Origin of the sequence: Acetatifactor muris (assembly GCF_024623325.1) — a bacterium.
In the GTDB taxonomy this organism is placed as follows: domain Bacteria; phylum Bacillota; class Clostridia; order Lachnospirales; family Lachnospiraceae; genus Acetatifactor; species Acetatifactor muris.
The window spans coordinates 102,379-126,709 of record NZ_JANJZD010000016.1; the positions used below are offsets into that span (position 1 = coordinate 102,379).

Below are 24,331 nucleotides of genomic sequence, written 5' to 3' on the forward strand. Positions count from 1 at the left end.
TTGCACCAACCTGACAGAATCCGCATTGCGGATTCTGTCAGGAGTGACTTAGTTTTTCTAAGGCCGAGTCCTTTCCGGCCTTAGAAAAACTTCACTCCTTGACGGCCCCAATCATCATCCCCTTGATAAAGTACTTCTGCAGGAACGGATACACACACAGAATAGGCACCAGCGCCACCACAATGACCACATACTTCAGCTGCAGGCTGATCATACTCATGGTAGCCGAGCCGGCCACTTCTCCCGCCACGCTTTCGTTGTTAATCAGAATCTTCATCAGAAACACCTGCAGCGGCTGCAGATCCTTACGTCCCGGCAGATAAATCATGGCGTTGAAATAGCCGTTCCACTGATGCACCGCATAATAGATAATCAGCACCGACATAATGGGCATGGACAGCGGAATAAAAATCTTGCGCAGTATGGTCCATTCCGTGGCTCCGTCAATCCTGGCCGATTCATACAGACTGTCCGGAATGGTGGACAGAAACGTCCTGGCCATAATGATATAATAGGCCGCAGCCCCGGTAGGCAATACAATGGCCCATCGGGTATTGTACAGTCCGATCCTGTTGATCAGCAGATACATAGGTACCAGCGTCCCTGAGAAGAACATGGAGAGCGTAAAGAAAAATGACAGCTGCCTTCTCAGGAAAAACTGGCGTCTCGACAACGGGTACGCCGCCATCATGGTAAGTGCGGTACTGATAGCCGTCCCCACCACGGTATACCATATAGTATTATAATAAGAACGCCAGACTTCCCCGTTGCGGAATATCATCTCATAAGCCTTCAGGGAGAATCCTTTGGGCAGCAGTGTCACCAGATTGGAGACAACCGCTTCCGGCGTACTGATGGACATGCTGAACACATAGATCAGCGGATACAAAGTAATACAGGCTGCCAGGAAGCAGAACACATAATTGCATATTGTAAAAATTCTGTCCCCCGGAGACATCCTGCGGCGTCTTCTGCGGGTCTGTCCTGTTTTCTTTTTTTCCGTCACCATAGAGACACCTCCGATACCTTTCTGCTGAGCTTATTGGCAAAAATCACCAGCAGCAGATTAATAGCCGAATTGAACAATCCCACCGCCGAACCAAAGCTGTAATTTCCTTCCACAAGTCCTGTCCTGTATGTATAGGAAGAAATCACATCCGCCACATCCAGGGTCACAGGGTTGTACAGAAGAATAATCTTCTCATATCCCACGCTCATCAGTGTGCCGATCTGCATGATAAAAGTCACGATAACGGTCGGCAGAATACAGGGGATCGATATATGAATCACCTGCTGTATCTTGCTCGCACCGTCCACTCTGGCCGCCTCATACAGCTCCTGGCTGACTCCCGTCAGCGCCGCCAGATAGACAATGGCCGACCAGCCGAATCCCTGCCAGATACCGCTGGCAATGAATACTGTCCGGAACCACTTCGGTTCCATGAGAAAATTAATCGGTTCCCCGCCCAGAGCCTTGATCACGGAATTCACAATTCCGGAGCTGGGAGAAAGGAAATTCACCAGCATACCGCAGATAATTACGGTAGATATAAAATAGGGGATATAGCTGACCGCCTGTACCACTCTCTTGTATACTCCGTGCTTTAAGTCATTGGTCATCAAAGCAAAGAGAATCGGAATGGGAAATCCCCACAGAATACTGAAAATACTGATTAACAGTGTGTTTCTCAGCACTCTTGTAAAATAGGGCGAGTTAAAAAATTGTATGAAATACCGAAATCCCACCCAGTCGCTTCCCATGATACCTTTTACCGCCGAATATTTCTTAAAAGCGATGATATTTCCGTACATGGGATAATAGACAAATACCAGATAATGCACCACTACCGGCAGGATAATGAGAAGCAGCGCCTTATCCCGCTTTACATTTTTCAGAAACCTTTTCCCCCCTGCCGCCATCCTTCTTCCCAGGGGCTGCTTTTCCTTTTTCTGCACATTTCCTCTCAAAGATACCCTTCTCCTTTCCCTTCAAAAGTATCCTGCAGCACCTTCTCTCTCATGACTGTTCCTTAAAAAAGGGCCGGCAGACAACCGCCGGCCCCTTTTCTTTTATTAAATACTGCAGGCTACCCGTGGAAGTTACTGCTGTGATGTCAGCCGGTCATACTGCGCCTGCTTGACGGCCAGTATCTTCTCCACGCCCAGCGTCTTCACATACTCCACATAGCTGTCCCATTCCGCTTCAATATCCGCAGTTCCTACGGTAAACTTACCTGTCATCTCCCAGATATAAGTGGCCAGATCTCCGGAAAGACCGCTGATAGACTCACTCTCCTCTTCCGTGGCAGGGGGAAGGGTCATACCCGCTACCATGTAAGGTCTTGTGGCCTCAGTCACATCAAGGATTTTCTGCTGCAGCTCTTCCGGATAGCTGTACAGCATGGCCTGCTCCCTCTTGTCAGACTTCAGATAGCAAAGTCCCAGCTGGCAGCCATAAGAGCTCAGCACCTCGCTGGCAGACAGACCGTCGGGATTGGCTGTGACTTTCTCTGTAAAGCTGTATGTTCCGTCGTTCTCTTTTACATAAGTATCTCCTTCGATACCGAAGTTCATCAGTTCCTTGCCTTCCTCGCTCATCATATAGTCCATAAGCGCCACGGCGACATCAGGATGCTCGCAGCTGCTGGTTACAACATATCCGTTTACGGTCATGTCGCCCACAACCTCTGTCATCTGTGCATAAGGTCCCTTGGGCGGTACTACGGGAATCAGCTCCGCGCCTTCCACGCCATTGGCTTCCAGTGCAGCCTCCAGGGTTGCAATACGGGAAGGATATGCTGTAAATGCGCCTACCTCGTTGCGGGATACCTTTTCATACAGCTTGTTCTCATCACCCAGGGTCAGGAATTCTTCGTCCAGAAGTTTTTCCTCATAGAAAGCATTCAGCCAGGTGTAGAATTCTTTCGCTTCATCGCTGATAAACTCATACTGCATCTGACCGTTCTCGTCCGGATACCAGCCGTCGGACTGGAACAGGTGCAGTCCCCATGCATTTGCCCAGTATGTGGTATACCATGCATGACCGCCTGCGGAGAAAGGAACCTCATCGCCGGCATCTCCGTTTCCGTTTGCATCCTCGTCACGGAACGCCCGCAGAACTGTCATCCAGTCGTCAATGGTCTCCGGAACCTCCAGATTCAGGCGGTCCAGCCAATCCTTGCGGATAATAAAGGAATAAGGTGCAAAATATGCGCTCTCGTTCAGGGTATTCACAGAATAAATATGTCCGTCTGCGGATGTCAGCGCCCTTACATTAGGAAACTGCTCATATGCCTTCTGAATGTTCTCGCTGTTCGCAATATACTCCTCCAGGGGAAGTATGGTTCCCTCTCCTCCCAGCTCGGCCAGACTCAGGCCGTTGGGCAGGAACATGATGTCAGGAAGCTTTCCGCCGCCTGCGCCCACTCTCAGCTTCATCACTTCCACGTACTGCTTGGATGCGGTTACGTCCCAGTTGATTTTAATATTGGTGCGTTTCTGAATTTCTTCCCATACAGGAAGGTTATCTGCCAGCGATGCCACATTTCCGTCCGGCGTTGCTATAGTAAGTTCTACCTGTTCGGCCAGAGGGAATGTAATCCCGGCGCTTGCCGGCTCTTCCTCCGAAGGCGTACCGGTATCGCTTCCGGCTGCTTCGCTTTCCGAAGGTTGCTGCTCTTGTGTCTGTTCACTTGGCTGCGCGGAACTTTCCTTAGGTTCATCTCCCCCGCATCCGGTCAGACATCCCATGATCAGAGCCAGTGCACTTGCCGCTGCCACAATCTTTTTCCAACTGTTCCTTTTCATTCATTGTACCTCCTTTGATTTGTACCGATTTCCTCTTTTTCTTCAATTGTCTTCAATTGAAAAAATTGTCTTCCATTGAAAAGTTTCAGAGTTCGGAATTACTTCTATCATATTTGCTTTTTGCAGATTATACAACAAACCATTCTTGCAGGCATATAAATCTGTCAGATTCACTAATTTTCCGCGTGTTTTCAGGCGTCCGGACAAACTGTAGCACAAAAATTGTATCTCTGGCAAAAACAGTTTGTTGCGCCTCTGTTTCCTTTCGTACTATAATGTACTTTGTAAGCGAAGGTTTATTTACAAGGTTAGAATACCGAAATTGAAGGAGGAGTTATCATGAACTTACACATTGAAAAAACACCCGTTCTGCTGGGAGAGAAAGCGGCCGCTCTGACTGCCTCTCTGTTGCGCCAGGCTATCAGCGATAACGGCAGCGCACGCCTGGTATTGTCCACCGGCAGTTCTCAGTTTGAGACACTGGAAGCCCTGGTGAAGGAAGATGTGGACTGGAGCAGGGTTACCATGTTCCATCTGGATGAATATGTAAACCTGCCGGAGACCCATCCTGCCAGCTTCCGCAAATATTTAAAGGAAAGATTTCTCTCAAAGGTGACGTTGGCGGCGTATCACCTGGTTGACGGAAATCCCGACTCCATTCCTTCTCTGACCGCAGAATTGAAAAAGGCCCCTGTGGATGTGGGACTGATCGGTATCGGCGAAAACGCTCACATTGCCTTCAATGATCCTCCTGCAGATTTCGACACCCGGGAAAGCTATATTGTGGTCAATCTGAATGAAAGATGTAAACAGCAGCAGGTAGGGGAGGGATGGTTCGCCACCACGGCAGATGTACCGGCCCAGGCCATTTCCATGACAGCATGGCAGATCATGCAGTGCCGTCATATCATTTCGGCTGTTCCCCATAAGGTAAAGGCAAAAGCTGTGGCTGACACGCTGAGCCATGATACCACACCCGACATTCCTGCCACCCTGTTAAAAACGCATCCGAACTTTGACCTGTTCTTGGATGCGGAGTCGGCTTCGATGATTGCAGAATGAAGGTAATGCAGCCAGGCGTATAAGGTTTACTGCGAACGCTGCAGGTTCCTTTCAATATGTCTGAAGAAGCCTGTATGAACAGTCTGCTGCATATCAGCCGGCAAGGAGGTTATTATGAAAGTATTCCGCTTCTTCAGACATTCCCATACCTACAGACGGATGTTTTTACATACCTATGTGCAATATGCGGCAGCTTCCCTGCTGGTACTTCTGGCGGCGGGCCTTTTCCTTTTTTATCAGGATTCCCACACTGTCAGGAATAATACACTGCAGGCGGCTGCCAATCTGGCCTATTATGCGGACGATCGGCTGTCCGCCTGTCAGAAGCTTTCCGCCAGTGTGGGGCAGAGCGGACGCCTTCTGAATCTTTACTCCAATTCTGCCACAGACCTTGATTTTTCCCTGTTGGATTCCACCATGCTTTTTGCCGCTCAGCACGATTTAGTGTCTGCCAAGGCGCTGAATCGTTTTGTGGCAACCCTGGGTGTCTATCTGTACAACAAGCAGTATGTGGTATCTGATTATGGTACTCTCACTCTGGAAAGTTTCTATCAGAGTATCTTCAACATGAGTCCCGGCGTTTTCTCGGAATATCTGCGGCCTCTGGGCTATGGAAGCTTTCTCTTCGTTCCCAGGGAAGCTGTGGAGGAAACGCGCACACCCCAGCATCCCCTGGTGGTTCTCTCCGTAATTGACAGCAACAGCACCCGTTACGGCAATCTCTTCATCTTTCTGGACGAGAAGCAGATGCAGGAAGATATAGAGCAGCTGCTGAACAATGATGACATGGAATATTACCTTTTTGACGGGGAGGGACAGCTGATTATCAGCAGCAACAGTACAGAGTCCGAAACTTCAGCTCCTGTTCTCCCCCGCCTGGAGGCAAACGATAATTATCAGAGCAGTACCGGCAAGCACTCCGGCTGGAAAGGATTCGCCGGTTATTCCGAAGTATATCTGGAGCAGCGTCTTCACAGCCGCCTCCGCATCCTGGCAGGAATCTGCCTTTTTCTGCTGTTGTTAGGGCTTCCGCTGACCCATACCATCTGTCGGAAAAATTATGCGCCTATCCGGGAGCTGGCACATATTGTCAGTTCTCCTGAAGAAAATGCCAGCGGCAGGGATATCGAATATGAGGCATTGAAATCCATCATCACCTCCATTTTTCAGGACAAATCCCTGCTGGAAGAACAGCTTCTGATATACAGGCCCCTGCTGGTCAACAGTATGCTTCTGGAGCTGCTGGAGGGTACACAGCCCAAAGCTGAGGTTCTTCCTGGCTTAAAAAAGCTGGGCATTGAGTTCCCCTTTTCCAGCCATGTATGCTGCTGTGTCCTCACAGCCTGCGCTACACAGGATTTTCTCATGAATCTGGCCCTGGCGGTTCGGACGGAAAATACAGGCTGTCTCTATGTGGCTTTCCGGAAACATTTCGGCATTTTCCTCATCAATGGTCCCTCCCGGGAAGTCTGTGAAAATGCCTGTGGCAGACTTCTGGAATTGCTGGCGGAAGTCAATCCGGATGCCCTTCTGGGTATCGGCGATGTGGCAGACTCACTGGAACAGCTGGGCAGCACCTGCCAGCAGTCCAGAAGTGCGCTGGAATATCTGCCCCTGGATTCTCTCAGCAGAGGAGTCTTCTGGAGTCAGATCCGGCAGTCCGGTATCCTGGACCTGACGCTTCCCGCCTGCCTCGTTTCTCTCCCTGTCTCCTTCGGCACCGGTCAGTACACAGAGGCCCGGAACAGTCTGAGTCAGTATTTCCAGGCTGTCTGCCGCTGCGGACTGGTGAAAAAGGAACACCTGCTTTACGCAAAAGAGCAGCTGCTTGCCGCCATGGCAAGAGCAGAAATAGGGCAGAATCTGCACTTTAACCCTGCTCCCCTGAATGCATGGACGCCGGAACAGCCCTGCGCTCTGGAAAGTCTCAGGGAACTGGCTGCTCTGGCCTGCGACAAGCTGGAACAGGCCACGCAGGAGTCCCGGGAACAGCAGCTCCAGAATTCCGCGCAGAATTTGATTGACTATCTGCAGCTTCACCTGCATGACGAAGACCTCTCCCTGAGCAAGCTTTCAGACGCCTTCCAGCTCTCCGAGAGCAGTATAAGCCGCAGAATCAAGCAGATTACCGATTATAATTTCCTGGATTATGTGAACAGAAAAAGAATAGAATATGCCTGTGGCCTTCTCTCGGAGACGGATATGTCTGTCAATGACATTTCGAAAGCCGCAGGGTATGAAAATGATATTACGTTCCGCAGATTGTTCAAAAAGTACATGGGCATTACACCCGGAGATTACCGCAGACAGGAGGGGAAGGCATAATGCCCTCCCCTCCTGTCATGCACAAAGTGTGCCGGGTTCACACCAGGACGCATTAAGTTACATTGGTTTCAGATTCTTGTTCAGTCTGTCCACCATCCAGGCAATCCGCTTTTCCCGTCCGGCATCTGTCTTTGCGTCGAGATACGCCTTCGTGTAGGTCTTCTTTACAGCGCTTCTTCCAGGGCCTCTCCCGCTTTTATCGTCTTCGGCCCGCCGGACTTGCCAAACAAAAGCCAGACACCTTCATTTGACATACAATTCTCCCCAAGCCATTTTCGGAATTCTTCTCTGTCGGCAAACTGCATCATGTCACTCACTACCCGTTCCTCCTTACAGCTGTCATAATCTCTGAATTATCTCATATTGTGTCATGGCCTTTTTCGCCAGTGAGCCGCTCAGACTGCCGCTTCCGCCGATAATCAATGCTTTCGCCTTCATAAAAATACCTTCTTCCCGGGGTATTATTGGTTGTTATTAAATGGATTTATTTCCGTGTTAATCGAATACCACGCCTCAGATTATCGTTTATCCGCCACAACAGTGAACTCTCCCGGCACCTTTTCATTTGTCCACGCAGGATGTTCATCAAACTTTCTTAACGTAAAGCCACTGTTTATGACTGAATTGATAATCTCGCTGATTGTATATTTTCTGTAACTGCACTTAGGCATCTGCTCTCGAATGCTTTTTTCATAAAAGCGGGCATGTGCCATTTCTCCTTCAAAAATCTCCTGTGAAAAATAACTCCTGGTTGATCCTTCGAAATTCAGTACATCTGACATTTTTGTAAATGGATGAAAATCGCTGCATATCATTTTCCCGTTTTCTTTCAACAGTGAATACATAATGCCCATAAATTCATCAATGTCATGAAAGTAATGTAAGATTCCCCCTTCCATAAACACTACATCAAAATAATTTCCGTACTTTTCCATGTCTATTTCCAGGATATCACATACCTCAAAATTCAAGTCAACTTTTGCGGCAGCGGCGACTTCCAGCGCATATTTCTTATTATCTTCAGAAATATCAAAGACAGTAACTTCTGCCCCCAAAATGGCTAAGGGAACAGCCTTTTTTCCGCAGGAGCCGCATATGTTTGCCACTTTAATGCCTTTGTAGGTATCAAAGTAAGCAGCATATTTTTTCAACATTTTTATTGGATCTTCCAGGTCTTTTTTTGCTCTGTCGCCTGGTGTACCTGATTGTTTCACCCAAAACTCATACGCATCGTATTCCCACGCCTTTTTATTTTGTGCACTATACTCTACCATCTTTGATTATACCCCCATTTCTTAATTTACAGGCATAATTATACTACTTCCAATTTTCGTTTACAACAAAAAACAATATCTACAGCAATATGTCTGACTATACCTGCCCGTCAAAAAAATTATATTTTCGTATTCTTATCCTCAATCATCCAGTCTCCAATTCTCGCTGTGTGCTTCAATCACCGATATGACTGTATCCTGGTCCAGAGGCTTGAACTCAACTTTCCTGTATTTTTCCTTCCAGAACTGAATTCTCTGCAGGCCCTCTTCATAGGATACTTCTTCATAATCTTCCTCTGACTTACCTACAACAAAATTGTGGACATCCATAAACTCTATCCTTGGTATAGTAATCAACTCTACCATTTCAAAATTATCAAACGCATATACAGATGACCTGTCTATACCATCTTCTGTCGTTTCAGAATATATACTTATCAGCTCAGAAGCTTTCTCACCATATCCTATCGAATCAGGCGAAATATAGAACGGAATGTAAATTGAGTCACGAAAGCTTTCTATCGACAATACACCGCCCTTCAATTCCGTAATCAGTTCCGGTATTCCATCCTCATCAAAGTCATGCAAATCAAATCTCAGATATTTCGTTTCGGGGCTCAGCAACCCACGAGCATAGTATTCTTCCCAGGAATCTCCATTCAGCCGCATCAGAATATCCATATTCTCTTCGCTGCTCTGAACTGTCTCCGGTTCCTGCTGCACTTCCACGTCTGGAATTGTAACAGTTTCCTGCATGTTCTCCACGCTTTCTTCGATAGCTGCCTCTTCTTCCGGCTGCGCTGCCATATACACGCTTCCCGCCACAATGCCTGCCGCTCCTATTCCGATAATTCCTGCCGTAATCTTCGCCTTCGCAGATGCTGCCGCAATCCTGGCCATCAGTGTCTTCGTCCCGGCTCCGCCCGCGGCGGATATGGCCGCGGTGACAGAATTGTTTACCGCTGCCGTGACAGTTGCTGGCACCGTACAGGCCAGCACGTCCTCGTTGAAAAGCAAAAGCAGGAACGGTGCGACGCTGTAGAGTCTCGTCCCCTCTTTCTCCTCCAGTTCCAGCACATCAGTCTTTATCCTGGCTTTCGCCCTTGACAGATTTGTCTTGACGGTGTTCTCCGGAATGCCCAGCTCCTGTGCAATTTCCGACTGCTTCTGCTCATTGTAATAATATGCGATGATACAGAGCTTCTGCATTTCCGTGAGCCGTGTCTCAATAATCTCCCTGACAAGGCGCTGCTTTTCTCTGTCCTGCATGACCGATTCCGGGATGATATTGTCATCCTCCGCAAGGTTTTCAAGGGTGTCATCTTCCTCCGGCAGAAGCACGTATTTTTTATTCTTTTTCAGCCATGCATAACATTTTCTGACGGCAGTTTTCGCCGCCCAGGAAAGGAAGCTGTCCTCATTCTCCAGCTTTGTAATATTCCTGCTGATTTCCACATAGGTGTCCTGCATAATATCACAGACCGCATCCTCCACATTGTCATTACCTCTCATGGCATTATAGATACAGGTATAGATGTATTTACTGGATTCCTCATAGAGCCGGGTGAAGGCCTCCGTATCACCTTCTCTGTATCTTCTCACTGCCAGTTTTAATTCCGCTGTCGGTTCCATATATCCGCTCCCTCATAAATATTTATTTTATTTCTTCCTTTTCAGAAAAAGAATTCCTGTCGGCTTCTGTACTGGTATATCCCACATAACCACAACTCTTGCTCATCCATGGTCTCCACATTATACATCGAATATGCGATCTGCACAATCTCATATTCTCATTCCAATATTTCATAATTTTATACGACGCAGCAGAAATATGTGCAATATTTTATATTGCTACTAAAATGAATATAAATTCCTGTTATCCGGAGGGTTGGGATATGATTTCATATGATCATTATGGTCTACCATGAAGAAACGCGGCATTACCAAATATCAGCTTATTTACCACTGTGGCATCAGCAGCAATACTTTAAGGCGAATAGGGCACGGAGAACCCATCAGCTCCAACACCCTGAATGAATTATGCCTGATTCTGAACTGCAGCGTCCAGGACGTCCTGCAGTTCAGCGCAACAGAGGAAGAATCAGCCTCCATAAATCAGCGGAAAGAGGAAATAGACATTTTCAGAGGATTAAGATAAAAAACAACAACACTGCCGCAAACAATCCAACCGGTATATTGAAAAGCATCATGGTATAGCCGGCCAGCAGTACCATTCTGAATTCCGGCGTCCAGTCAAACAGGAGAATGGGCAAATACGGAAGCAGACAAAGGATAATGGTCATTGTGCTGGGTTTTTTCCATTTTCTTTTCTTTTTTTCGTAGACAGGAGTATTCCTGATAATTGCTTTCTGATATTCCTCAGCCACTTCGTTATTGTACAGTACATAGTTCGTAAATACCGCTTCTACTTCTTCCAAAAGCCCCACCATGCGGCGTCTGCTTTTCACCGGGAAGTCCCGGGCGCCAATATTGTGCTCCTTCAGCAGGTTCTCTATTTTCTCCTGCATTTCTCCAGATAAGGTATCTGTCCCCTGTACGGAGTTAATAAAAGTGTAGAATTCAGATACACGAATCACGCTGCTCCTGCTCTCATTGTGGATACTGACTTTATTATTGGCAATAAAGATAACCGGAATCACGGGGATATGACAGTCCTCTCCCAGTTCCTGCGCCAGCAGCCTTTCTACCGCAAGGCAATGTCTTGTATTCTGTTCCACTGGAGAATCGATTCTTCTCAAAATATTTCCGTTATGGATGTCTTCCATCACCCATCTGCCGTCGTTTGTGATGTGCAGCCTCTGGTTCTCGTTTCCATAATTTTTAACCTCTACCACCACAAGGCCCCTGTCCGTAATGATATAGACATCCACCTCCGATGTGTTCCCCTGAGAATCAGCGGATTCCAGAACAATGTTCTGTAGTATTCTGTATTTTCCTTCATACAGCCGCAGCTGCTCGTTGACCTCTTTTTCGCCGGAAACGCCTTTCTGCTGAATGGCAATGTCCTTATCCATTTCGCCGATTATATTGGAGATCGAATTGTAAGCTCTCTGCAGATATTCCTCTGTAGGGAAATCCAGTACACTGTTCTCCAGATACTTTTCAGCCTTTGACAGCAGGGCATTCCGGCCATCTGCGGTTGATGTTCTGCATTCTCTTCTGCCTATACGTACTTCGCTTCTGTCCAGAGCAAATTCTCCTTCTACCGGAAGCCTCTGCAGCCTGTCAAACATAGCATCCCTGCGAGCCATCAGTTCCTCTCTCTCTTTTTCCAGAAAAGGAAGCGCCTCTTCATTTTTCATGAGCAGTTCTTCACAACAGCATTGGTCTCTTGTTATGGATACCTGCAATTCTATCAGATTCATTCCCCGCGTAATCCCATATTCTGCCGCTTTCCGCTCACAGAAAGCTCCCATCTCCCGGTCAACGACCTGCATGAAATCTGCCTGCATAGCCCTCTTCTGCTTTTCCTCCCTGTTTTCCGCAATTGTGGGTACGATTTGTAATAATCCATATGCAAAACTCATGGTCTCCTCCTCAAAGTGTGTTTTATTTATTGTTTTTGTGTCAGGAACTCTCAGAAATTGCTTGTACAACTTCATTTTTTTAACTCAGTATCTATTTCAAAAATCAGCATAAAACTGTACAAATTATTTCAAGGCAGTTCCTTATCGGCTTCAAATATATGTTCAATATATTACATATATTATCATGTGAAATCATGAAATTCAAGGATAATATATTCAATTTTTTACTATTAGTAACATTATATATGTATTCAACCCTTCTGCTTTTACCGCCATGCCCCAAGGCTGATTGCTCATATACATTATCAAACAGCCTAACCCTGCATTTCCCTGCTATTGACTTATTTATCTCCTCATTCATTCAACACAATCCTGTGAACCGCCTCTATTACATCCACCACTTCGGAACGCTGCACAAACGATACCGGTTCCCCGTCCACGACTGCAAGGCATTCATTCCCGTCATACCGATACAGCCCGATCTCAACCGCCGGGAAATTTTCATTGTCCAAATATACTACCAGTCTGATTTCCTCTTTTTCTGCCGGCTGCTCTTTTGTAAAGCTGACAGCATTCAGCTTCTTCAGGCTGCTCTTAAAGTTCGCCATGTCCACCTCTTTCCCCTGATAATAGTAGATCCGTTTGCCTTCCTCCTCATCTTCTTCGGAGGTAATCGCATATTCCATACCTTCCAGAGTAATATCAATTTGACGGATATCCATTGTATCTGCGGAGAATACCTCCTGATGCCGAAGGGAATCATAGGATGCTGCCATCAGGTTCTCATAGCTGTCTCCGGAAATCCGATACACAATCTGCGACTCACCCACTCTTACATAGGCGGTAATTTCTTCCTCCTCCGAATTGCCCTCTTCTTCCTCCGTCTCCCTGTCAGCTGCTCTCTCTTCCGGGCTGCGACTGATATTCATGACAAATGTATCTGAAATTTCTTCGCCGCTTTCCCCCTCGGACAGATATGCAACAGTCACTGTCAGTTCCGGTTCATCCAGTCCACAGGCCGTAAGTTCTTCATCGGTCACATGATAAGTTACATAATCCGTCAGATTCAGGCTGCTGATATTCTGAAGATATTCCTCTACTCTGGACGTATCCAGGGGCAGCGTTTTCTCATCTCTGCTGATAAAATAAATATCATCCGCACAATAGGTGCTGGAACTGTCTTCTTCATAGGTAATGTCATAGTTTTCGGTGCCTGCAAACTGAATACCTGTTGTCTGCTCAAAAGAAGGAATCTCATCATGGTCAATCAGGTCACTGAGCTCCACATCAAAATAATCCAACGGATCCTCCCTGACCAGATAGACATTTCCATCCCCAATAGAAACATATCTCTGGGAATCCATGCTGCTGTAGCCGCCCAACTGTACTTCCCAGGATTGTTCCTCTGTAGCCAGATGTATGGTACAGACTGGCTCATCCAGTCCATACTGTCCGAGGTCTTCTGCTTCTTCGATTATGAATGTGGCTCCAAACTCCTGAAATGTTTCCAGCATTCCGTTGATTTCTTCTTCCGCTACCGGAAAGGCTTCATCCTCATCATAAAGCCACTTTTCATCCCTGTGGAATGCAAATGTCTCCGACTCATATTCCCATGATAATGACTGGACGGAATCCACAGGTACGGACAAAATGACCGCATCCGTATTTTTAATCTTCTCCTTATGTTCCTCCACCTGCATGACTCCGATTGTGGCAGCACACACAACTGCCAGAATTCCCAATAACAGATATATTTTCTTATACCGCTTCATTCTGCACCCTCCTTCTTCTCAGAACCACATAGATTCCAATTCCCAGATAACACAGCGGAAATACGCCGATCATGGTCACTTTCAACAGGGAACCTGTGGATTCGCTGATGGTCAGATAATTATAATTCAGAGACTTACTGCGGATGGCTATGGCTTCCCTCTCTCCGATCAGCGATGACAAAGCATTCATAGACATGTCAACATTGGCGCCGGAGGAATATGCATTATACATGTCATCCAGAAAACCGGAGGAGGCAAACCAGACAATTTTCCCATCATTACTGCTTTCTATGGAAACTGCCACGGCAAACGGTCCGTCAATATCTCCCTCTTCCTTATCATAAGTGGACAAGTCATAACCGGCAATTTTGCTGAAGGAATCATATGATGTAGTGAGCAGCTCCGTCACGGTTCCGTTATCGGAGGAACCATTTACCACTAACCCTCCGGATGTGGGCATGATCGGATAATAATTCTCTTCCATCAGGGAATCTGTTATGGCATGGCTGGACATATCGGGCAGAAGAATATAGGGACGCTGGAACGCATAATGCATCCGGTCCGCCTCCACGACAATGCCCTCCTGTGCCTCCACCCCGTAATCCGAAAGCAGGCTGTACAGATTTTCCAGTCCGTCATCTTCTGTAGGACCAGCCATCACCAAAAGCTTTCCGCCCTCTGTCACATAGTCTGCCAACATATCCTTCTCCTCTGTGGAAATATCACTGGCCGGACTGTAAATGACGATGCAGTCGGCATCCTCGGGAATGGTGTCAACGGTCAGCAGGGAAAGCTGCGATACCTCCATGTTTTCTCTTCCCAGCTGTTCACTGAATGTAGAAGGAAGCTCCATTTCCCCATGCCCTTCCAGAACATATAGTTGCGGAAGATCCTCACTGACCACATAATCTATTGCAGAAGTGATCGCCCCTTCTCCGTCAAAGGATGTAGTATAGGTATAAGAATACATGTTCTCCGTTTCCACAAGGTAAATATCACTATAGCTTATAAACCGGCTGCGATCCCCGCACTCTACAATCAGGCTGTTGTTCTGGACAGCCCGGTCTGTATACTGCTGCGCAAATGTAGGGAATATATCCGGATTCTTTTTCACGACTTCAATATGTTCCGAAAGGCTGTCGTATTTATTCAGCAGATTTTCAATGACCGCATCTTCCTGATCCGCCTGTACCACCCAGTAGATGGTCACATCTTTTTCCAATGCATTTACCACCGCTTTTGTATTGCTGGTAATGGAGTAGAGCTTCGTAGAGCTGATATCATATTGGGTTGATGCGGCAGGCAGCGCAGAAGCAAAAATATTCACCGCAACTAAAACAGCCAGCACCACAACGGTAATCATCAGAGAATAGGAACCGCCCCGAAAAGCATTTCCGTGCCCCCATCCGGAAAATTTCAGACATTCTGTTTTGTTCATCAGTTATACCTCCTTTTCTCCATAGACTGCACTGACAGGAACAGGAAAAAAACGGCAACCGTAATATAATACACAATAGAAGTCAGATCAAAAATCCCGTTCACAAAACTGTAAAAACGCTCAAACAAGGACAGTTTAGCCATAATGCCCGGCAGAAGCCCTTCAAATTTTGCCGCATCCACAAGGTAAGCAATCACTACTGCGGCAATCAAAGCAAAGCATACGATATAGGCAAAGTTGCTGTTTTTTGTCAAATGACGTATTACTGCCCCCAGAATAAGGATGAGTACACACAGGACAGCCGCTGATCCCTCTGCCGTGGAAGATACAAATTCCGAAAGACTGACGCTGTAATAATTCAGCAGAATGACCGCAATGCCGATACCTGCGGCAAAGCCCTGATTGTCCGTCAGAGAAGAAATAAACACTCCCAGGGCAATTAACGCAGCCCCCATGATAAAGAATGCCAGGATAGATCCATAGGATGTCAGCAGATAGACATCTCCATACTGTGAAAAAATCAACGGATACAGGCAGATCAGGCACATGGGAATCAGGTATACTGCCACCAGCGCCAGATATTTCCCTATAATTACCTGTGTCGTAGTAATGGGAAGCGCATACAGGAGCTGATCTGTCCTTTGCTTCCGTTCCTCTGCAATCACACGCATGGTTAAAATCGGTACAATGACCACAAATACAAGGCACCCAAAACTTAAGACAAACTCAAAGTTGCTGACCGCCGCCTGTATGTTATACAGCATTGCGCCAATTCCCACAAAAGCCAGCAGGAAAGCCCCGAAAACATAGGCTGTCAGCGAGTGGAAATAATTCCGAAGTTCATGTTTTAATACCGCAGTCATCTGTTATCCACCTGCCTTTCCATCCATTCCACATCGTTGTTTTCTGTGGGTTCCGTATCAGGTTTATCAGTCTTCCCGTCCTTATCCACAGATGCCTTATCCACGCCGCTCTCTGTCAGCTCCAAAAATACATCTTCCAGATTTGCTTTCTTGGATGTCAGTTCCAGCAGGGCTTTTTCTCTTTTGGCAAAAGCAAAGAAGATATGACGGCATACATCCGATGCTTCGCCGGACTCAATTTTTACATCTACGCGGACACTTCCATTCTCCTGCTTTTTCATCTGCCAGTCTGCAACTGCTTCTATTTCTTCCAGGACTTCCTTTATTTCATCGTTTTCTGCTTCTGCAATGAAAGAAACCGCATTGGACGCCATCAGAAGTTTTTCCAGATTTTCCGGTTTATCAAATGCCACCAGTTTCCCTTTGTCAATAATGAGAACCTTTTCACAGATCGTCTGGACCTCTGAAAGAATATGGGAACTTAATATAACGGTATGCTCCTGCCCAAGCTGTTTGATCAGGTCCCGGATCTCAATAATCTGAATCGGATCAAGTCCCACTGTGGGTTCATCAAGGATGATAACCCCGGGATTCCCCAACAGTGCCTGCGCAATCCCCACCCTCTGTCGGTATCCTTTTGAAAGATTCGAAATCAGGCGGTCTTTCACATCCTCCAGTCTGGTCTGTGAGATAACGCTTTCAATCTGCCGGTGCAGTTCCCTGCCCTTCACGCCTTTTGCCTCTCCCACAAATTTCAGGTATTCCAAAGGCGTCTCATTCATATAGAGGGGCGGCTGCTCCGGCAGATACCCCATGCGTTTCTTTGCGCGATCCGGTTCTTCAAAAATATCATACCCTTCAATCCTGACATGCCCTTCCGACGCCGACAGGCAGCCTGTCATAATGTTCATGGTAGTGGATTTCCCTGCGCCGTTGGGCCCCAAAAAGCCATATACATGCCCCTCTTCAATCTCAAAGGACAAATCGTTTACCGCTGTGAAATCTCCGTAACGCTTTGTCAAATGTTCAACTCTTATCATTTTTCCCTCCTGGTTATATTTGTATTTTTGATTATAAAATATGAAGTTGAAATGACACTGAAAGTATCAGACAATGCTATAAACTTTCCATATCTTTTTCAAATCCTTCACAAAATAATCCTTGCACTGAAGAATCTCAAACTCCTTACGCTTTTCAATCCAGGCCGCAATTTTATAGACATCATCCACAAATCCGCAGATAATCCGTATACCCACTGCATCGTAAACATCATTGGGTGCGGAATGCAGATTCGTTTTTAATCCTCGTGCCTGCAATTTCTTCCTCATGCTTTCTGCCGACTTGATACGGGATTGACAGCTTTTGACAGGAACATACGCCTCCTGTTCCCCAGGCAATTAACTTTTTAGAAACTCCTTCTTTTTCAGTTTCATTTCAGCATTAAAATGTACTATAATAAAAAAGCAATTGATGGGAGAAATCATCATGAAAATACTTGTGATTGAAGACGAAAAACTGCTGGCGGATTCCATTCAGACATTATTGATCAATAAGGGATTTGACGTCGAAGTTGCCTATGATGGCGAGACCGGCGAAGAATATGCCGAACTTGGAATTTACGACCTGCTGATTTTGGATGTGATGATGCCGAAAATGAACGGTTATGAAGTTGCCAGAAAAGTCCGTTCCCAAAAGTGCGGAACACCCATTTTAATGCTGACGGCCAAATCCGGATTGGAGGACCGCATTACCGGGCTGAATTCCGGGGCAGATTACTATTTGACCAAACCCTTTGACACGCGGGAACTGCTGGCCTGTATCAACGCACTGCTGCGCCGACAGGGAACACAGGTAGATGAAGTTGCCTTTGGGAACACCTCTCTTGACTTATCTTCCGGCATGTTGATATGCGGGACAAACACAGTGCGCTTATCTGCAAAAGAGTTTGATATCATGCGGTTTCTGCTCCAATCCGGCGGCCGCAATCTCTCCAAAGAAGTCATTCTTGCCAGAGTATGGGGGTATGATTCCGATGCGGTTGAAAATCATGTGGAAGTATATGTGGGCTTTTTGCGCAAAAAATTAGCCAGTATAGAATCCAACATCCACATTGCGGCTATCCGCAGAATGGGCTATCATCTGGAGGTAAAAGAAATATGACCAGAAAACTCCGCTGTCAATTTGTGACCATTACCATGAGCATTGTAACGGTTATGCTCTGTGCCATTATGTTCCTGATCTATTTTTTTACAAAGATGAATCTGGAAAACAACAGCATCAACATGATGCAGAATATTGCCGGCCGGCCCTTCCTGCTCCATTTTCCCAATGAACTGCAGGAAGATGTACGTCTGCCATACTTTACCCTCCAGTTAAGCAAACAGGGCGATTTAGTTGCAGCAGGCGGTGGATACTATGATCTTTCGGATGAAGGCTTTCTGAAAGACTTGATCAATGCAACCTTTTCCAATGCCGGCCGCGTTGGCATCATAGAGGAATACAACCTCCGTTTTTACCGTGCAAACACCTCTGTCAGCCAGATTCTTGTCTATGCTGACATCTCAAACGAATTGGCCATTTTAAACAGCCTGATCCGAAACTGTCTCCTTGTTGGACTGGCCTGTTTTCTTGTTTTTCTCTGTATCAGTTTTCTTCTGGCAAACTGGGTGGTAAAGCCCATTGACCGGGCATGGAACCAGCAACGGCAGTTTATTGCCGATGCCTCCCATGAATTGAAAACTCCCCTGACAGTGATCATGACGAATGCAGAGCTTATGCAAAATCCGGATTACGATGAAACAAGCCGCATAAAATTCAGTTCAAGTATTCTGGTCATGTCTAAACAAATGCGAAATCTGGTAGAACAGATGCTGGAGCTCGCCAGAGCTGATAATGTGCAATGCAATACCGTCTTTTCTTCTGTAGATTTCAGCCGGCTTATTTCCGATGCGACGCTTCCCTTTGAACCTATATTCTTTGAAAAAGGGCTTACACTGCACACAGAAATCTCGGACGGCATTACAGTGAACGGCGACCCCGCACAGTTACGTCAGGTTCTGGATATCCTTCTGGACAATGCACAAAAATATTCGTGGGAAAAGGGAACTACATGGGTGACCCTGAAAAAACACGGCAAAGGACATTGCTTATTGACGGTGGCCGATGAAGGCGCGGAAATACCCCCCAGCGATCTGAACCAACTCTTCAAACGCTTTTACCGCGCTGACAAGGCAAGAAGCCGGACTGGCGGCATGGGCCAGTCCGGCAGCTTCGGCCTCGGTCTTTCCATCGCCGAGACCATTATTGCACAGCACAAAGGTAAAATATGGGCAGAAAGCAAGAATAATATCAATCGTTTTTTTGTGGAACTGGGGACAAGTGAGTTCCTCTTTCAATAATGTTTCCGCGGTTAAAGTTATCTTTTTATTAAATTCATCGGTTCTGATAATCTTTTATTGCTGTATTATCTGAATAATGCTGGAATATACAGAGAATGCAGAATTGACAGGCCAACTATGGACGTAGCGATACGGAAAATACGAAAACAGGCATTCTAATTATGAGAATCCGACCATATATACCAGACAAAGATTACGAATATGTATCAAAATGGATTGATGACGAAAGAACCCATGCCTTGTGGTGTGCAAATCTTTTGCCTTACCCCATGACACAAAAATCTTTCCATGATTTATTAGCGAAAAATGCAATTGACTGGACAGACAGATAAACCAAAACGTGGAAAAGGTTACGGAAAAGTAATGTTGAATCTGGCTCTGCAATATGCCTTTCAGATAACCGATGCAAAGGCGGTTCAACTGAATGTTTTCAATGAAAACACATTAGCGAAACAATGTTATGAAAAAGTCGGCTTTGTGGAAAGAAAAATTGATAAAGATGTATTTTCATATAAAGACGAGTTATGGAGTAGATGTAACATGGTAGTTTCAAGGCAATCTTTCTGATTTTCAGTCACACGGTATGAATCCTGCCATCGTGTTCCCCAAGGCAGCACTTTAATGGAAATGAATGTCGTTTTCAGTTACAGTTCGCAGTATTAAATCATTTGTTTTAAATTCCACTATTCATTTCCCCCACTATCTATAATAACTGCTTTTGTCTTAAATCCCCCTTGTTCTTCCTGTAGCTTACGCCCTGCAGTCCTGCGGTACACTTTTGTGTGCATCAAGTATTTATTTTAAGTTTATATACACAAATGTGCCTGATGTGATAGAATTGAACTAAGTACTAACGGAAGTCTCAAGAGGTATTGGCATGGTATGCGGAGGATCTCCCATGAAAAATTTCAAAAGAGAAAATTTATTGTTTTCCTTATGCGGATTGAATTGTGGTCTATGCCCTATGAACCTCAATCAATACTGTCCCGGCTGTGGCGGCGGAGAGGGAAATCAATCCTGTTCCATAGCAAAATGCAGTTTGCAGCATGAAAAGGTTGAATATTGTTACCAGTGTGAAAATTATCCCTGCGAAAAGTATGATAACATAGATGCGTTTGATTCCTTTATTACACACCAACATCAAAAGCAGGATATGAAGAAATTCAGGCAACTGGGAGTAAGTCTATATTCAGCGGAACAGCAGCGAAAGAAAGTCCTGTTAAATCATCTGTTGAATACTTATAATGACGGACGAAAAAAGACATTATTTTGCGTTGCAGTCAATTTGTTAGAAATAGATGATTTGGAAAATATCATCAATGAACTGGACAAGAATACCTTAAACCTTTCATTAAAAGAGAAAGCCGCTTATGCCGCCAGTTTACTCCAAAAAATATCGGTAAATAAAAATATAATTCTGAGATTACGTAAAAAAAGGAATGAACAATAAAGCAAATACCTGTTTACCAAATGATGTCTCTTCTTTTTGCTGCTATACCAGCCCATCACTTCCTCAAACCACTTAATGGTTTTAGTCATATCTTCTGTGAAATAAACAGGCACATTTTCCTTTACAAAATACCCTTTTCGGTAAATCTACTCATAATATTCTCCGTTAAATTTCCTTTGCCCATTTTATGCACTGTGCGATTCTGGCACCGTGAGGGGTGTCGCCCTGTTCAGGATCGCAGGAATACTGCATCAAAAGCTCACACGGGATATCCGGGCATTCCCCGCAATGAAGAAAGCCTTTATCCTGACAGCATACCGCAACAGGACATTCTCCATGGAAAGGATGTCCGTTTGTCTCAATACACCCGTTGCAACCGCATGTCTCCTTATATTCGCATCCAGTACAGTGAAGTCCACATCTTGAATCAACCATATATAACCTCCTAGTTTTTTCTTTAACTATATCACTTCATACATGACAACTGTGTGTCATATTCATATAATTTTTTATGGAGTCCAATGTGGATTTCATTAGTTCAACCATTTCCGGGGGAGCGAGAACTTTCACCTTATTTCCAAGGCCCTGGAACCACTCCACAGCATCCTTTTGCATGGTAAATTGAAAATCTCGGCATTGGGATTGTTATATGACCCATATCCTATGTTGCAAACTGTCTGGCTAAGATAAAAGCATACTTCGCAATCCTGATCGCCATAGAACCATCATCATAGCTCTGGCATTCCAAAAGATATATTTCACTCTCTATCCAGCACCATGTCTATACCATCAGTAAAGAAAAACGTTTCCTTTTCCATTATTCAGTAACGAGGGCATTAGTCCCACCAGCAATAATAAACAGACTGCTCCTCATGGAATAACTTTGTGCTTGAAATCAACTCCCCATTATCCCCAATAAGAAAAGCCGACTGCCAAAAATCTGTTTCTTCTCCAATATCACTTGGAAATATATCTTTTGGTTCATTAAAAATTTGCTTTATTTCGGCAAGCGATAATTTACTGAAAATAATCAAAGTTTCTGCAGTTATAACCCTATCTTTATCTTCCAGTCCATAGACCTGCACAAAAATTTTTGCAGTTTTATCTTTGTTGATTAAGTTTTCAATCAGAATAATATATTCCTGTTTTCCTTCAAGACATTCACAGCAGAAATCTGTAAAATTATCTGTCGGATCTAAATAGTCTTTATATGAAAACCAATAATTATTTGTATAATTGCTGTTTATTTTATCCGTTTTCAGCAATGTCAAAATAGTTTCTTTTTGCAGACTATTCATATTGATCTCCTTAGAGATATTTATTTCTCATCCTGACACTTCCCATAAAAAAGATTAAATTAATGGTTTTCGAAGCAGTCAAAATTTAATCCCTCTCCAATACATGAAATTATATCGTGGTGATTAAATCCAATAATCCATTGATATTTTTTTGAAACAATATAATAGTCTAACCAGCCATAGTCTAAAAAAGCAGTATGGTTTAGCAAGTCAAGGACTTTTACTAATTCAGGTATATAACTTTCAAATATCCAAAATTCTTCTCCCTCATTCCAATCTCTCCCCTTGTTGATTAGAAAATAAACCATGTTATTCTCTTTTATAATTTGCGGCAAAAAATAAAACCATGTTGAATAATCAACCGCATAACAGCCGAGAAATTTTTTCATGCTTTTAGGACTATATCCATTTGTATTAGCCCAGTGCAAACCATTTTTCCATATTTTTGTTTTATCCGCATATTTTTCTACAATCTTCTGATATATATTTTCCCACTGATTTCCCCTCACCTTATGAAAGCGTTCTTTCGATATACCACATTGCATTACCATTTCGTGTTCTAATCGAAATATATCACTTGCAGACTTCTTCATATTCATATTGTACTCTCACTTTCAAATTACCGGTTTATTTTCATTGGATAATCGTCTGCATCCTTATTTATCACTAAAGTAATTATAATCCTGTTGCTTCCACGACCTAAACGTTTACGGATATCTGAAGTTCCTGCCGGAACACCGGCCATCGAAAGAGATGACCACTGAGCAGCTCGCAGAGCTGGCACCATAAAGTGAAAAACTCCACTCTATCAAAAATCGCATGTGAATTATAGTGAATTACTCCACTGTCTCCTAATCATCTGCTTTATTCATCTATTCTTGGCGTGTTCTTTGTTGTTATTTACTATATCTGTTTAAGTTTTGTGCAAATTCACGCCGTTTTTTACTTCAATTACATCAATTATTCTGGCTTACTGATTTTCTGTTGCCAAAATGCTGCCGCTTTCACAATAGCATAACTGTGTTTTCATTTAGAATAAACTGCATCATTCCTTGAAAGAAGATATACACAATATTGGTTCATGCTTATTCCTTCTCTTTTTGAATGCTCAGCTAATAATCGATGCAAACTGCGAGGTATTCTCAATTTAAATTGACCGGAATAATCTTCCAGGCTGTCTGGTTCATTAATCTCAACTCCATCTTCAAGTGCAGCTTCAATCCACGCCCTCTTAGCATCCACTGCATTTGCTACCGCAAGTTCCACTGTTTCGCCACAAGTAATACACCCCGGAATATCGGGATAAGAAACCACAAATCCCCCTTCATCCTTATCTTCCACGATCTCCATCCGATAAGATAAAGCCATATATTCATTCAGCGTTTTCATCGCTTTTCGCCTCACTTTCTACAATCTGTTTCACCATCTCAACCTAAACCCTCTTAATTGGCTCATGTTTTGGTATCGTAATCGGCCTACACCCTATTTTTCTAAACGTGCAATGGCTGCTTCCGTTTCCAAGGGCATTCATCTCATACCCATAACTCTCCAACACCTTGCGCAATTCATCGAACCGGATATCTTTCAACAATGAATAAATTCGTGTTAGTAGTTTATCCCACTTTGACATCCTGAATGCCTCCTATCCTCATTATATGTGGTGTCGTATTTAGTATCAATAATTTTTTATCTTGTTTTATGGCACCGAAAATGTTTATAAATAGATCAAACTAAAATAATATAAAATATAGCAAGCAATCCTATAGACTGCCTGCTATATAAAATAATCCATACACTCTTGTATCACTCGAACTCCCTATGTGTATAATAATTGTTAAGTTTCTGATTGCTTTTCAAGGGTTTATATCGCCATAATATCCATATTTTACGCCGTATTTACAGTTTCAGAGCAAACAGGTATCATATGGGTATCACAGGTTTTCTCCTTGACTGCCATATCTACATGGTGCTAGAGCGTGTTTGAAAAATAAAAAGTATACAAAACATTTGTTCCAGCCTCTTTTTCATGGTAAAATAAAGAAAAAGGGGGTTGATATTATGTTAAGGCGTTACGAACTCACCGATCAGGAATGGGA

At 44.6% G+C, this 24,331-nt stretch carries 26 protein-coding genes and 1 pseudogene; 7 read left to right on the plus strand and 20 right to left on the minus strand.

Features of this window, described 5'->3' with window-relative positions:
• Nucleotides 1-91: 91 nt before the first annotated feature.
• The 3 genes from NSB25_RS15985 to NSB25_RS15995 form a co-directional block, all read right to left on the minus strand.
• Complete coding sequence (locus NSB25_RS15985) at nucleotides 92-1,009, minus strand: carbohydrate ABC transporter permease (protein WP_207656123.1); 918 nt, start codon at nucleotides 1,007-1,009, stop codon at nucleotides 92-94.
• The gene (locus NSB25_RS15990) at nucleotides 1,003-1,968 is read right to left on the minus strand and encodes an ABC transporter permease (RefSeq protein ID WP_242982244.1); all 966 of its coding nucleotides are present in this window, start codon (nucleotides 1,966-1,968) and stop codon (nucleotides 1,003-1,005) included. Before NSB25_RS15990 ends, NSB25_RS15985 begins: the two co-directional genes overlap by 7 nt.
• Before the next feature lie 132 nt (nucleotides 1,969-2,100).
• Nucleotides 2,101-3,807, minus strand: a complete 1,707-nt coding sequence (locus NSB25_RS15995; RefSeq protein ID WP_103237675.1) for an extracellular solute-binding protein — start codon at nucleotides 3,805-3,807, stop codon at nucleotides 2,101-2,103.
• A 339-nt stretch (nucleotides 3,808-4,146) separates the two neighbouring features.
• Here NSB25_RS15995 and NSB25_RS16000 point away from each other — a divergent pair, with 339 nt between their 5' ends.
• Together NSB25_RS16000 and NSB25_RS16005 are read left to right on the plus strand one after the other, a co-directional pair.
• Nucleotides 4,147-4,869, plus strand: a complete 723-nt coding sequence (locus tag NSB25_RS16000; RefSeq protein ID WP_103237676.1) for a 6-phosphogluconolactonase — start codon at nucleotides 4,147-4,149, stop codon at nucleotides 4,867-4,869.
• A gap of 114 nt (nucleotides 4,870-4,983) precedes the next feature.
• Complete coding sequence (locus NSB25_RS16005) at nucleotides 4,984-7,194, plus strand: helix-turn-helix domain-containing protein (protein ID WP_103237677.1); 2,211 nt, start codon at nucleotides 4,984-4,986, stop codon at nucleotides 7,192-7,194.
• Nucleotides 7,195-7,251: 57 nt separating this feature from the next.
• Here the strand turns inward: NSB25_RS16005 and NSB25_RS29710 are convergent.
• The 3 genes and pseudogenes from NSB25_RS29710 to NSB25_RS16020 all read right to left on the minus strand — a co-directional run bounded on the left by NSB25_RS29710 (nucleotide 7,252) and on the right by NSB25_RS16020 (nucleotide 10,100).
• Nucleotides 7,252-7,511 (minus strand): annotated as a pseudogene (locus NSB25_RS29710) (hypothetical protein).
• Between the two features lie 201 nt (nucleotides 7,512-7,712).
• Nucleotides 7,713-8,348, minus strand: coding sequence for a class I SAM-dependent methyltransferase (locus tag NSB25_RS16015; RefSeq protein ID WP_242982245.1), 636 nt, complete (start codon nucleotides 8,346-8,348; stop codon nucleotides 7,713-7,715).
• Nucleotides 8,349-8,609: 261 nt separating this feature from the next.
• A complete protein-coding gene (locus NSB25_RS16020; protein ID WP_103237679.1) occupies nucleotides 8,610-10,100 on the minus strand; it encodes an RNA polymerase sigma factor in 1,491 nt (496 codons plus the stop codon).
• Between the two features lie 292 nt (nucleotides 10,101-10,392).
• Here NSB25_RS16020 and NSB25_RS29715 point away from each other — a divergent pair, with 292 nt between their 5' ends.
• Nucleotides 10,393-10,626: a helix-turn-helix domain-containing protein gene (locus NSB25_RS29715; RefSeq protein ID WP_103237680.1), complete on the plus strand. Its 234-nt coding sequence runs from the start codon at nucleotides 10,393-10,395 to the stop codon at nucleotides 10,624-10,626.
• Here the strand turns inward: NSB25_RS29715 and NSB25_RS16030 are convergent.
• The 7 genes from NSB25_RS16030 to NSB25_RS16060 form a co-directional block, all read right to left on the minus strand.
• A complete protein-coding gene (locus NSB25_RS16030; protein ID WP_172454914.1) occupies nucleotides 10,610-12,016 on the minus strand; it encodes a nuclease-related domain-containing protein in 1,407 nt (468 codons plus the stop codon). The two genes, NSB25_RS29715 and NSB25_RS16030, sit on opposite strands and share 17 nt — an antisense overlap.
• Nucleotides 12,017-12,119: 103 nt before the next feature.
• A complete protein-coding gene (locus tag NSB25_RS16035) occupies nucleotides 12,120-12,377 on the minus strand; it encodes a hypothetical protein (RefSeq protein WP_103237682.1) in 258 nt (85 codons plus the stop codon).
• Nucleotides 12,370-13,788: a DUF4340 domain-containing protein gene (locus NSB25_RS16040; protein ID WP_103237683.1), complete on the minus strand. Its 1,419-nt coding sequence runs from the start codon at nucleotides 13,786-13,788 to the stop codon at nucleotides 12,370-12,372. Before NSB25_RS16040 ends, NSB25_RS16035 begins: the two co-directional genes overlap by 8 nt.
• Nucleotides 13,775-15,226, minus strand: coding sequence for a GldG family protein (locus tag NSB25_RS16045; RefSeq protein WP_103237684.1), 1,452 nt, complete (start codon nucleotides 15,224-15,226; stop codon nucleotides 13,775-13,777). The genes NSB25_RS16040 and NSB25_RS16045 overlap by 14 nt, the downstream gene beginning before the upstream one ends.
• Nucleotides 15,226-16,089 (minus strand): ABC transporter permease, encoded by an 864-nt coding sequence (locus tag NSB25_RS16050; protein WP_103237685.1) that lies wholly within the window; start codon nucleotides 16,087-16,089, stop codon nucleotides 15,226-15,228. Before NSB25_RS16050 ends, NSB25_RS16045 begins: the two co-directional genes overlap by 1 nt.
• The gene (locus tag NSB25_RS16055) at nucleotides 16,086-17,129 is read right to left on the minus strand and encodes an ABC transporter ATP-binding protein (protein ID WP_103237686.1); all 1,044 of its coding nucleotides are present in this window, start codon (nucleotides 17,127-17,129) and stop codon (nucleotides 16,086-16,088) included. The genes NSB25_RS16050 and NSB25_RS16055 overlap by 4 nt, the downstream gene beginning before the upstream one ends.
• Before the next feature lie 66 nt (nucleotides 17,130-17,195).
• Nucleotides 17,196-17,486, minus strand: a complete 291-nt coding sequence (locus tag NSB25_RS16060) for a hypothetical protein (protein WP_103237687.1) — start codon at nucleotides 17,484-17,486, stop codon at nucleotides 17,196-17,198.
• Nucleotides 17,487-17,574: 88 nt separating this feature from the next.
• Between NSB25_RS16060 and NSB25_RS16065 the strand changes: the two genes are divergently transcribed.
• From NSB25_RS16065 to NSB25_RS16080, 4 genes are all read left to right on the plus strand, one after another.
• Nucleotides 17,575-18,249 (plus strand): response regulator transcription factor, encoded by a 675-nt coding sequence (locus NSB25_RS16065; protein ID WP_103237688.1) that lies wholly within the window; start codon nucleotides 17,575-17,577, stop codon nucleotides 18,247-18,249.
• Entirely contained in the window at nucleotides 18,246-19,487 is a 1,242-nt protein-coding gene (locus NSB25_RS16070; RefSeq protein ID WP_103237689.1) for a sensor histidine kinase, read from the plus strand. Before NSB25_RS16065 ends, NSB25_RS16070 begins: the two co-directional genes overlap by 4 nt.
• Nucleotides 19,488-19,850: 363 nt before the next feature.
• Complete coding sequence (locus NSB25_RS29720; protein WP_242982251.1) at nucleotides 19,851-20,054, plus strand: GNAT family N-acetyltransferase; 204 nt, start codon at nucleotides 19,851-19,853, stop codon at nucleotides 20,052-20,054.
• 331 nt (nucleotides 20,055-20,385) lie between these two features.
• The gene (locus NSB25_RS16080) at nucleotides 20,386-20,937 is read left to right on the plus strand and encodes a DUF3795 domain-containing protein (RefSeq protein WP_103237690.1); all 552 of its coding nucleotides are present in this window, start codon (nucleotides 20,386-20,388) and stop codon (nucleotides 20,935-20,937) included.
• On the opposite strand, the gene NSB25_RS29950 is transcribed toward NSB25_RS16080, so the two are convergent.
• From NSB25_RS29950 to NSB25_RS16105, 7 genes are all read right to left on the minus strand, one after another.
• Nucleotides 20,856-21,026 (minus strand): hypothetical protein, encoded by a 171-nt coding sequence (locus tag NSB25_RS29950; protein ID WP_416385563.1) that lies wholly within the window; start codon nucleotides 21,024-21,026, stop codon nucleotides 20,856-20,858. The genes NSB25_RS16080 and NSB25_RS29950 overlap by 82 nt on opposite strands.
• A gap of 76 nt (nucleotides 21,027-21,102) precedes the next feature.
• Entirely contained in the window at nucleotides 21,103-21,372 is a 270-nt protein-coding gene (locus NSB25_RS16085; RefSeq protein ID WP_103237691.1) for a DUF3795 domain-containing protein, read from the minus strand.
• Between the two features lie 36 nt (nucleotides 21,373-21,408).
• Entirely contained in the window at nucleotides 21,409-21,552 is a 144-nt protein-coding gene (locus NSB25_RS30035; protein WP_465220365.1) for a WCX domain-containing protein, read from the minus strand.
• 221 nt (nucleotides 21,553-21,773) lie between these two features.
• Nucleotides 21,774-22,235 carry a hypothetical protein gene (locus tag NSB25_RS16090; protein ID WP_103237692.1) on the minus strand — a complete coding sequence of 154 codons (462 nt, stop codon included), beginning with the start codon at nucleotides 22,233-22,235 and terminating at the stop codon, nucleotides 21,774-21,776.
• Nucleotides 22,236-22,294: 59 nt separating this feature from the next.
• Nucleotides 22,295-22,834: a DUF6756 family protein gene (locus tag NSB25_RS16095; protein ID WP_103237693.1), complete on the minus strand. Its 540-nt coding sequence runs from the start codon at nucleotides 22,832-22,834 to the stop codon at nucleotides 22,295-22,297.
• A gap of 427 nt (nucleotides 22,835-23,261) precedes the next feature.
• Nucleotides 23,262-23,624 carry a type II toxin-antitoxin system HicB family antitoxin gene (locus NSB25_RS16100; protein WP_103237694.1) on the minus strand — a complete coding sequence of 121 codons (363 nt, stop codon included), beginning with the start codon at nucleotides 23,622-23,624 and terminating at the stop codon, nucleotides 23,262-23,264.
• Between the two features lie 43 nt (nucleotides 23,625-23,667).
• The gene (locus tag NSB25_RS16105; RefSeq protein ID WP_103237695.1) at nucleotides 23,668-23,865 is read right to left on the minus strand and encodes a toxin HicA; all 198 of its coding nucleotides are present in this window, start codon (nucleotides 23,863-23,865) and stop codon (nucleotides 23,668-23,670) included.
• Nucleotides 23,866-24,331: the final 466 nt, after the last annotated feature.

What these genes read in the sequence shown, in the direction of transcription:
- NSB25_RS15985 (WP_207656123.1), bottom strand. Translation starts at nt 1,009, where the DNA reads ATGGTGACGGAAAAAAAGAAAACAGGACAGACCCGCAGAAGACGCCGC.
- NSB25_RS15995 (WP_103237675.1), bottom strand. Translation starts at nt 3,807, where the DNA reads ATGAAAAGGAACAGTTGGAAAAAGATTGTGGCAGCGGCAAGTGCACTG.
- NSB25_RS16000 (WP_103237676.1), top strand. Translation starts at nt 4,147, where the DNA reads ATGAACTTACACATTGAAAAAACACCCGTTCTGCTGGGAGAGAAAGCG.
- NSB25_RS16005 (WP_103237677.1), top strand. Translation starts at nt 4,984, where the DNA reads ATGAAAGTATTCCGCTTCTTCAGACATTCCCATACCTACAGACGGATG.
- NSB25_RS16015 (WP_242982245.1), bottom strand. Translation starts at nt 8,348, where the DNA reads ATGTTGAAAAAATATGCTGCTTACTTTGATACCTACAAAGGCATTAAA.
- NSB25_RS16020 (WP_103237679.1), bottom strand. Translation starts at nt 10,100, where the DNA reads ATGGAACCGACAGCGGAATTAAAACTGGCAGTGAGAAGATACAGAGAA.
- NSB25_RS29715 (WP_103237680.1), top strand. Translation starts at nt 10,393, where the DNA reads ATGAAGAAACGCGGCATTACCAAATATCAGCTTATTTACCACTGTGGC.
- NSB25_RS16030 (WP_172454914.1), bottom strand. Translation starts at nt 12,016, where the DNA reads ATGAGTTTTGCATATGGATTATTACAAATCGTACCCACAATTGCGGAA.
- NSB25_RS16035 (WP_103237682.1), bottom strand. Translation starts at nt 12,377, where the DNA reads ATGAATGAGGAGATAAATAAGTCAATAGCAGGGAAATGCAGGGTTAGG.
- NSB25_RS16040 (WP_103237683.1), bottom strand. Translation starts at nt 13,788, where the DNA reads ATGAAGCGGTATAAGAAAATATATCTGTTATTGGGAATTCTGGCAGTT.
- NSB25_RS16045 (WP_103237684.1), bottom strand. Translation starts at nt 15,226, where the DNA reads ATGAACAAAACAGAATGTCTGAAATTTTCCGGATGGGGGCACGGAAAT.
- NSB25_RS16050 (WP_103237685.1), bottom strand. Translation starts at nt 16,089, where the DNA reads ATGACTGCGGTATTAAAACATGAACTTCGGAATTATTTCCACTCGCTG.
- NSB25_RS16055 (WP_103237686.1), bottom strand. Translation starts at nt 17,129, where the DNA reads ATGATAAGAGTTGAACATTTGACAAAGCGTTACGGAGATTTCACAGCG.
- NSB25_RS16065 (WP_103237688.1), top strand. Translation starts at nt 17,575, where the DNA reads ATGAAAATACTTGTGATTGAAGACGAAAAACTGCTGGCGGATTCCATT.
- NSB25_RS16070 (WP_103237689.1), top strand. Translation starts at nt 18,246, where the DNA reads ATGACCAGAAAACTCCGCTGTCAATTTGTGACCATTACCATGAGCATT.
- NSB25_RS29720 (WP_242982251.1), top strand. Translation starts at nt 19,851, where the DNA reads ATGTTGAATCTGGCTCTGCAATATGCCTTTCAGATAACCGATGCAAAG.
- NSB25_RS16080 (WP_103237690.1), top strand. Translation starts at nt 20,386, where the DNA reads ATGAAAAATTTCAAAAGAGAAAATTTATTGTTTTCCTTATGCGGATTG.
- NSB25_RS29950 (WP_416385563.1), bottom strand. Translation starts at nt 21,026, where the DNA reads ATGACTAAAACCATTAAGTGGTTTGAGGAAGTGATGGGCTGGTATAGC.
- NSB25_RS16085 (WP_103237691.1), bottom strand. Translation starts at nt 21,372, where the DNA reads ATGGTTGATTCAAGATGTGGACTTCACTGTACTGGATGCGAATATAAG.
- NSB25_RS30035 (WP_465220365.1), bottom strand. Translation starts at nt 21,552, where the DNA reads ATGCAAAAGGATGCTGTGGAGTGGTTCCAGGGCCTTGGAAATAAGGTG.
- NSB25_RS16090 (WP_103237692.1), bottom strand. Translation starts at nt 22,235, where the DNA reads ATGAATAGTCTGCAAAAAGAAACTATTTTGACATTGCTGAAAACGGAT.
- NSB25_RS16095 (WP_103237693.1), bottom strand. Translation starts at nt 22,834, where the DNA reads ATGAATATGAAGAAGTCTGCAAGTGATATATTTCGATTAGAACACGAA.
- NSB25_RS16100 (WP_103237694.1), bottom strand. Translation starts at nt 23,624, where the DNA reads ATGAAAACGCTGAATGAATATATGGCTTTATCTTATCGGATGGAGATC.
- NSB25_RS16105 (WP_103237695.1), bottom strand. Translation starts at nt 23,865, where the DNA reads ATGTCAAAGTGGGATAAACTACTAACACGAATTTATTCATTGTTGAAA.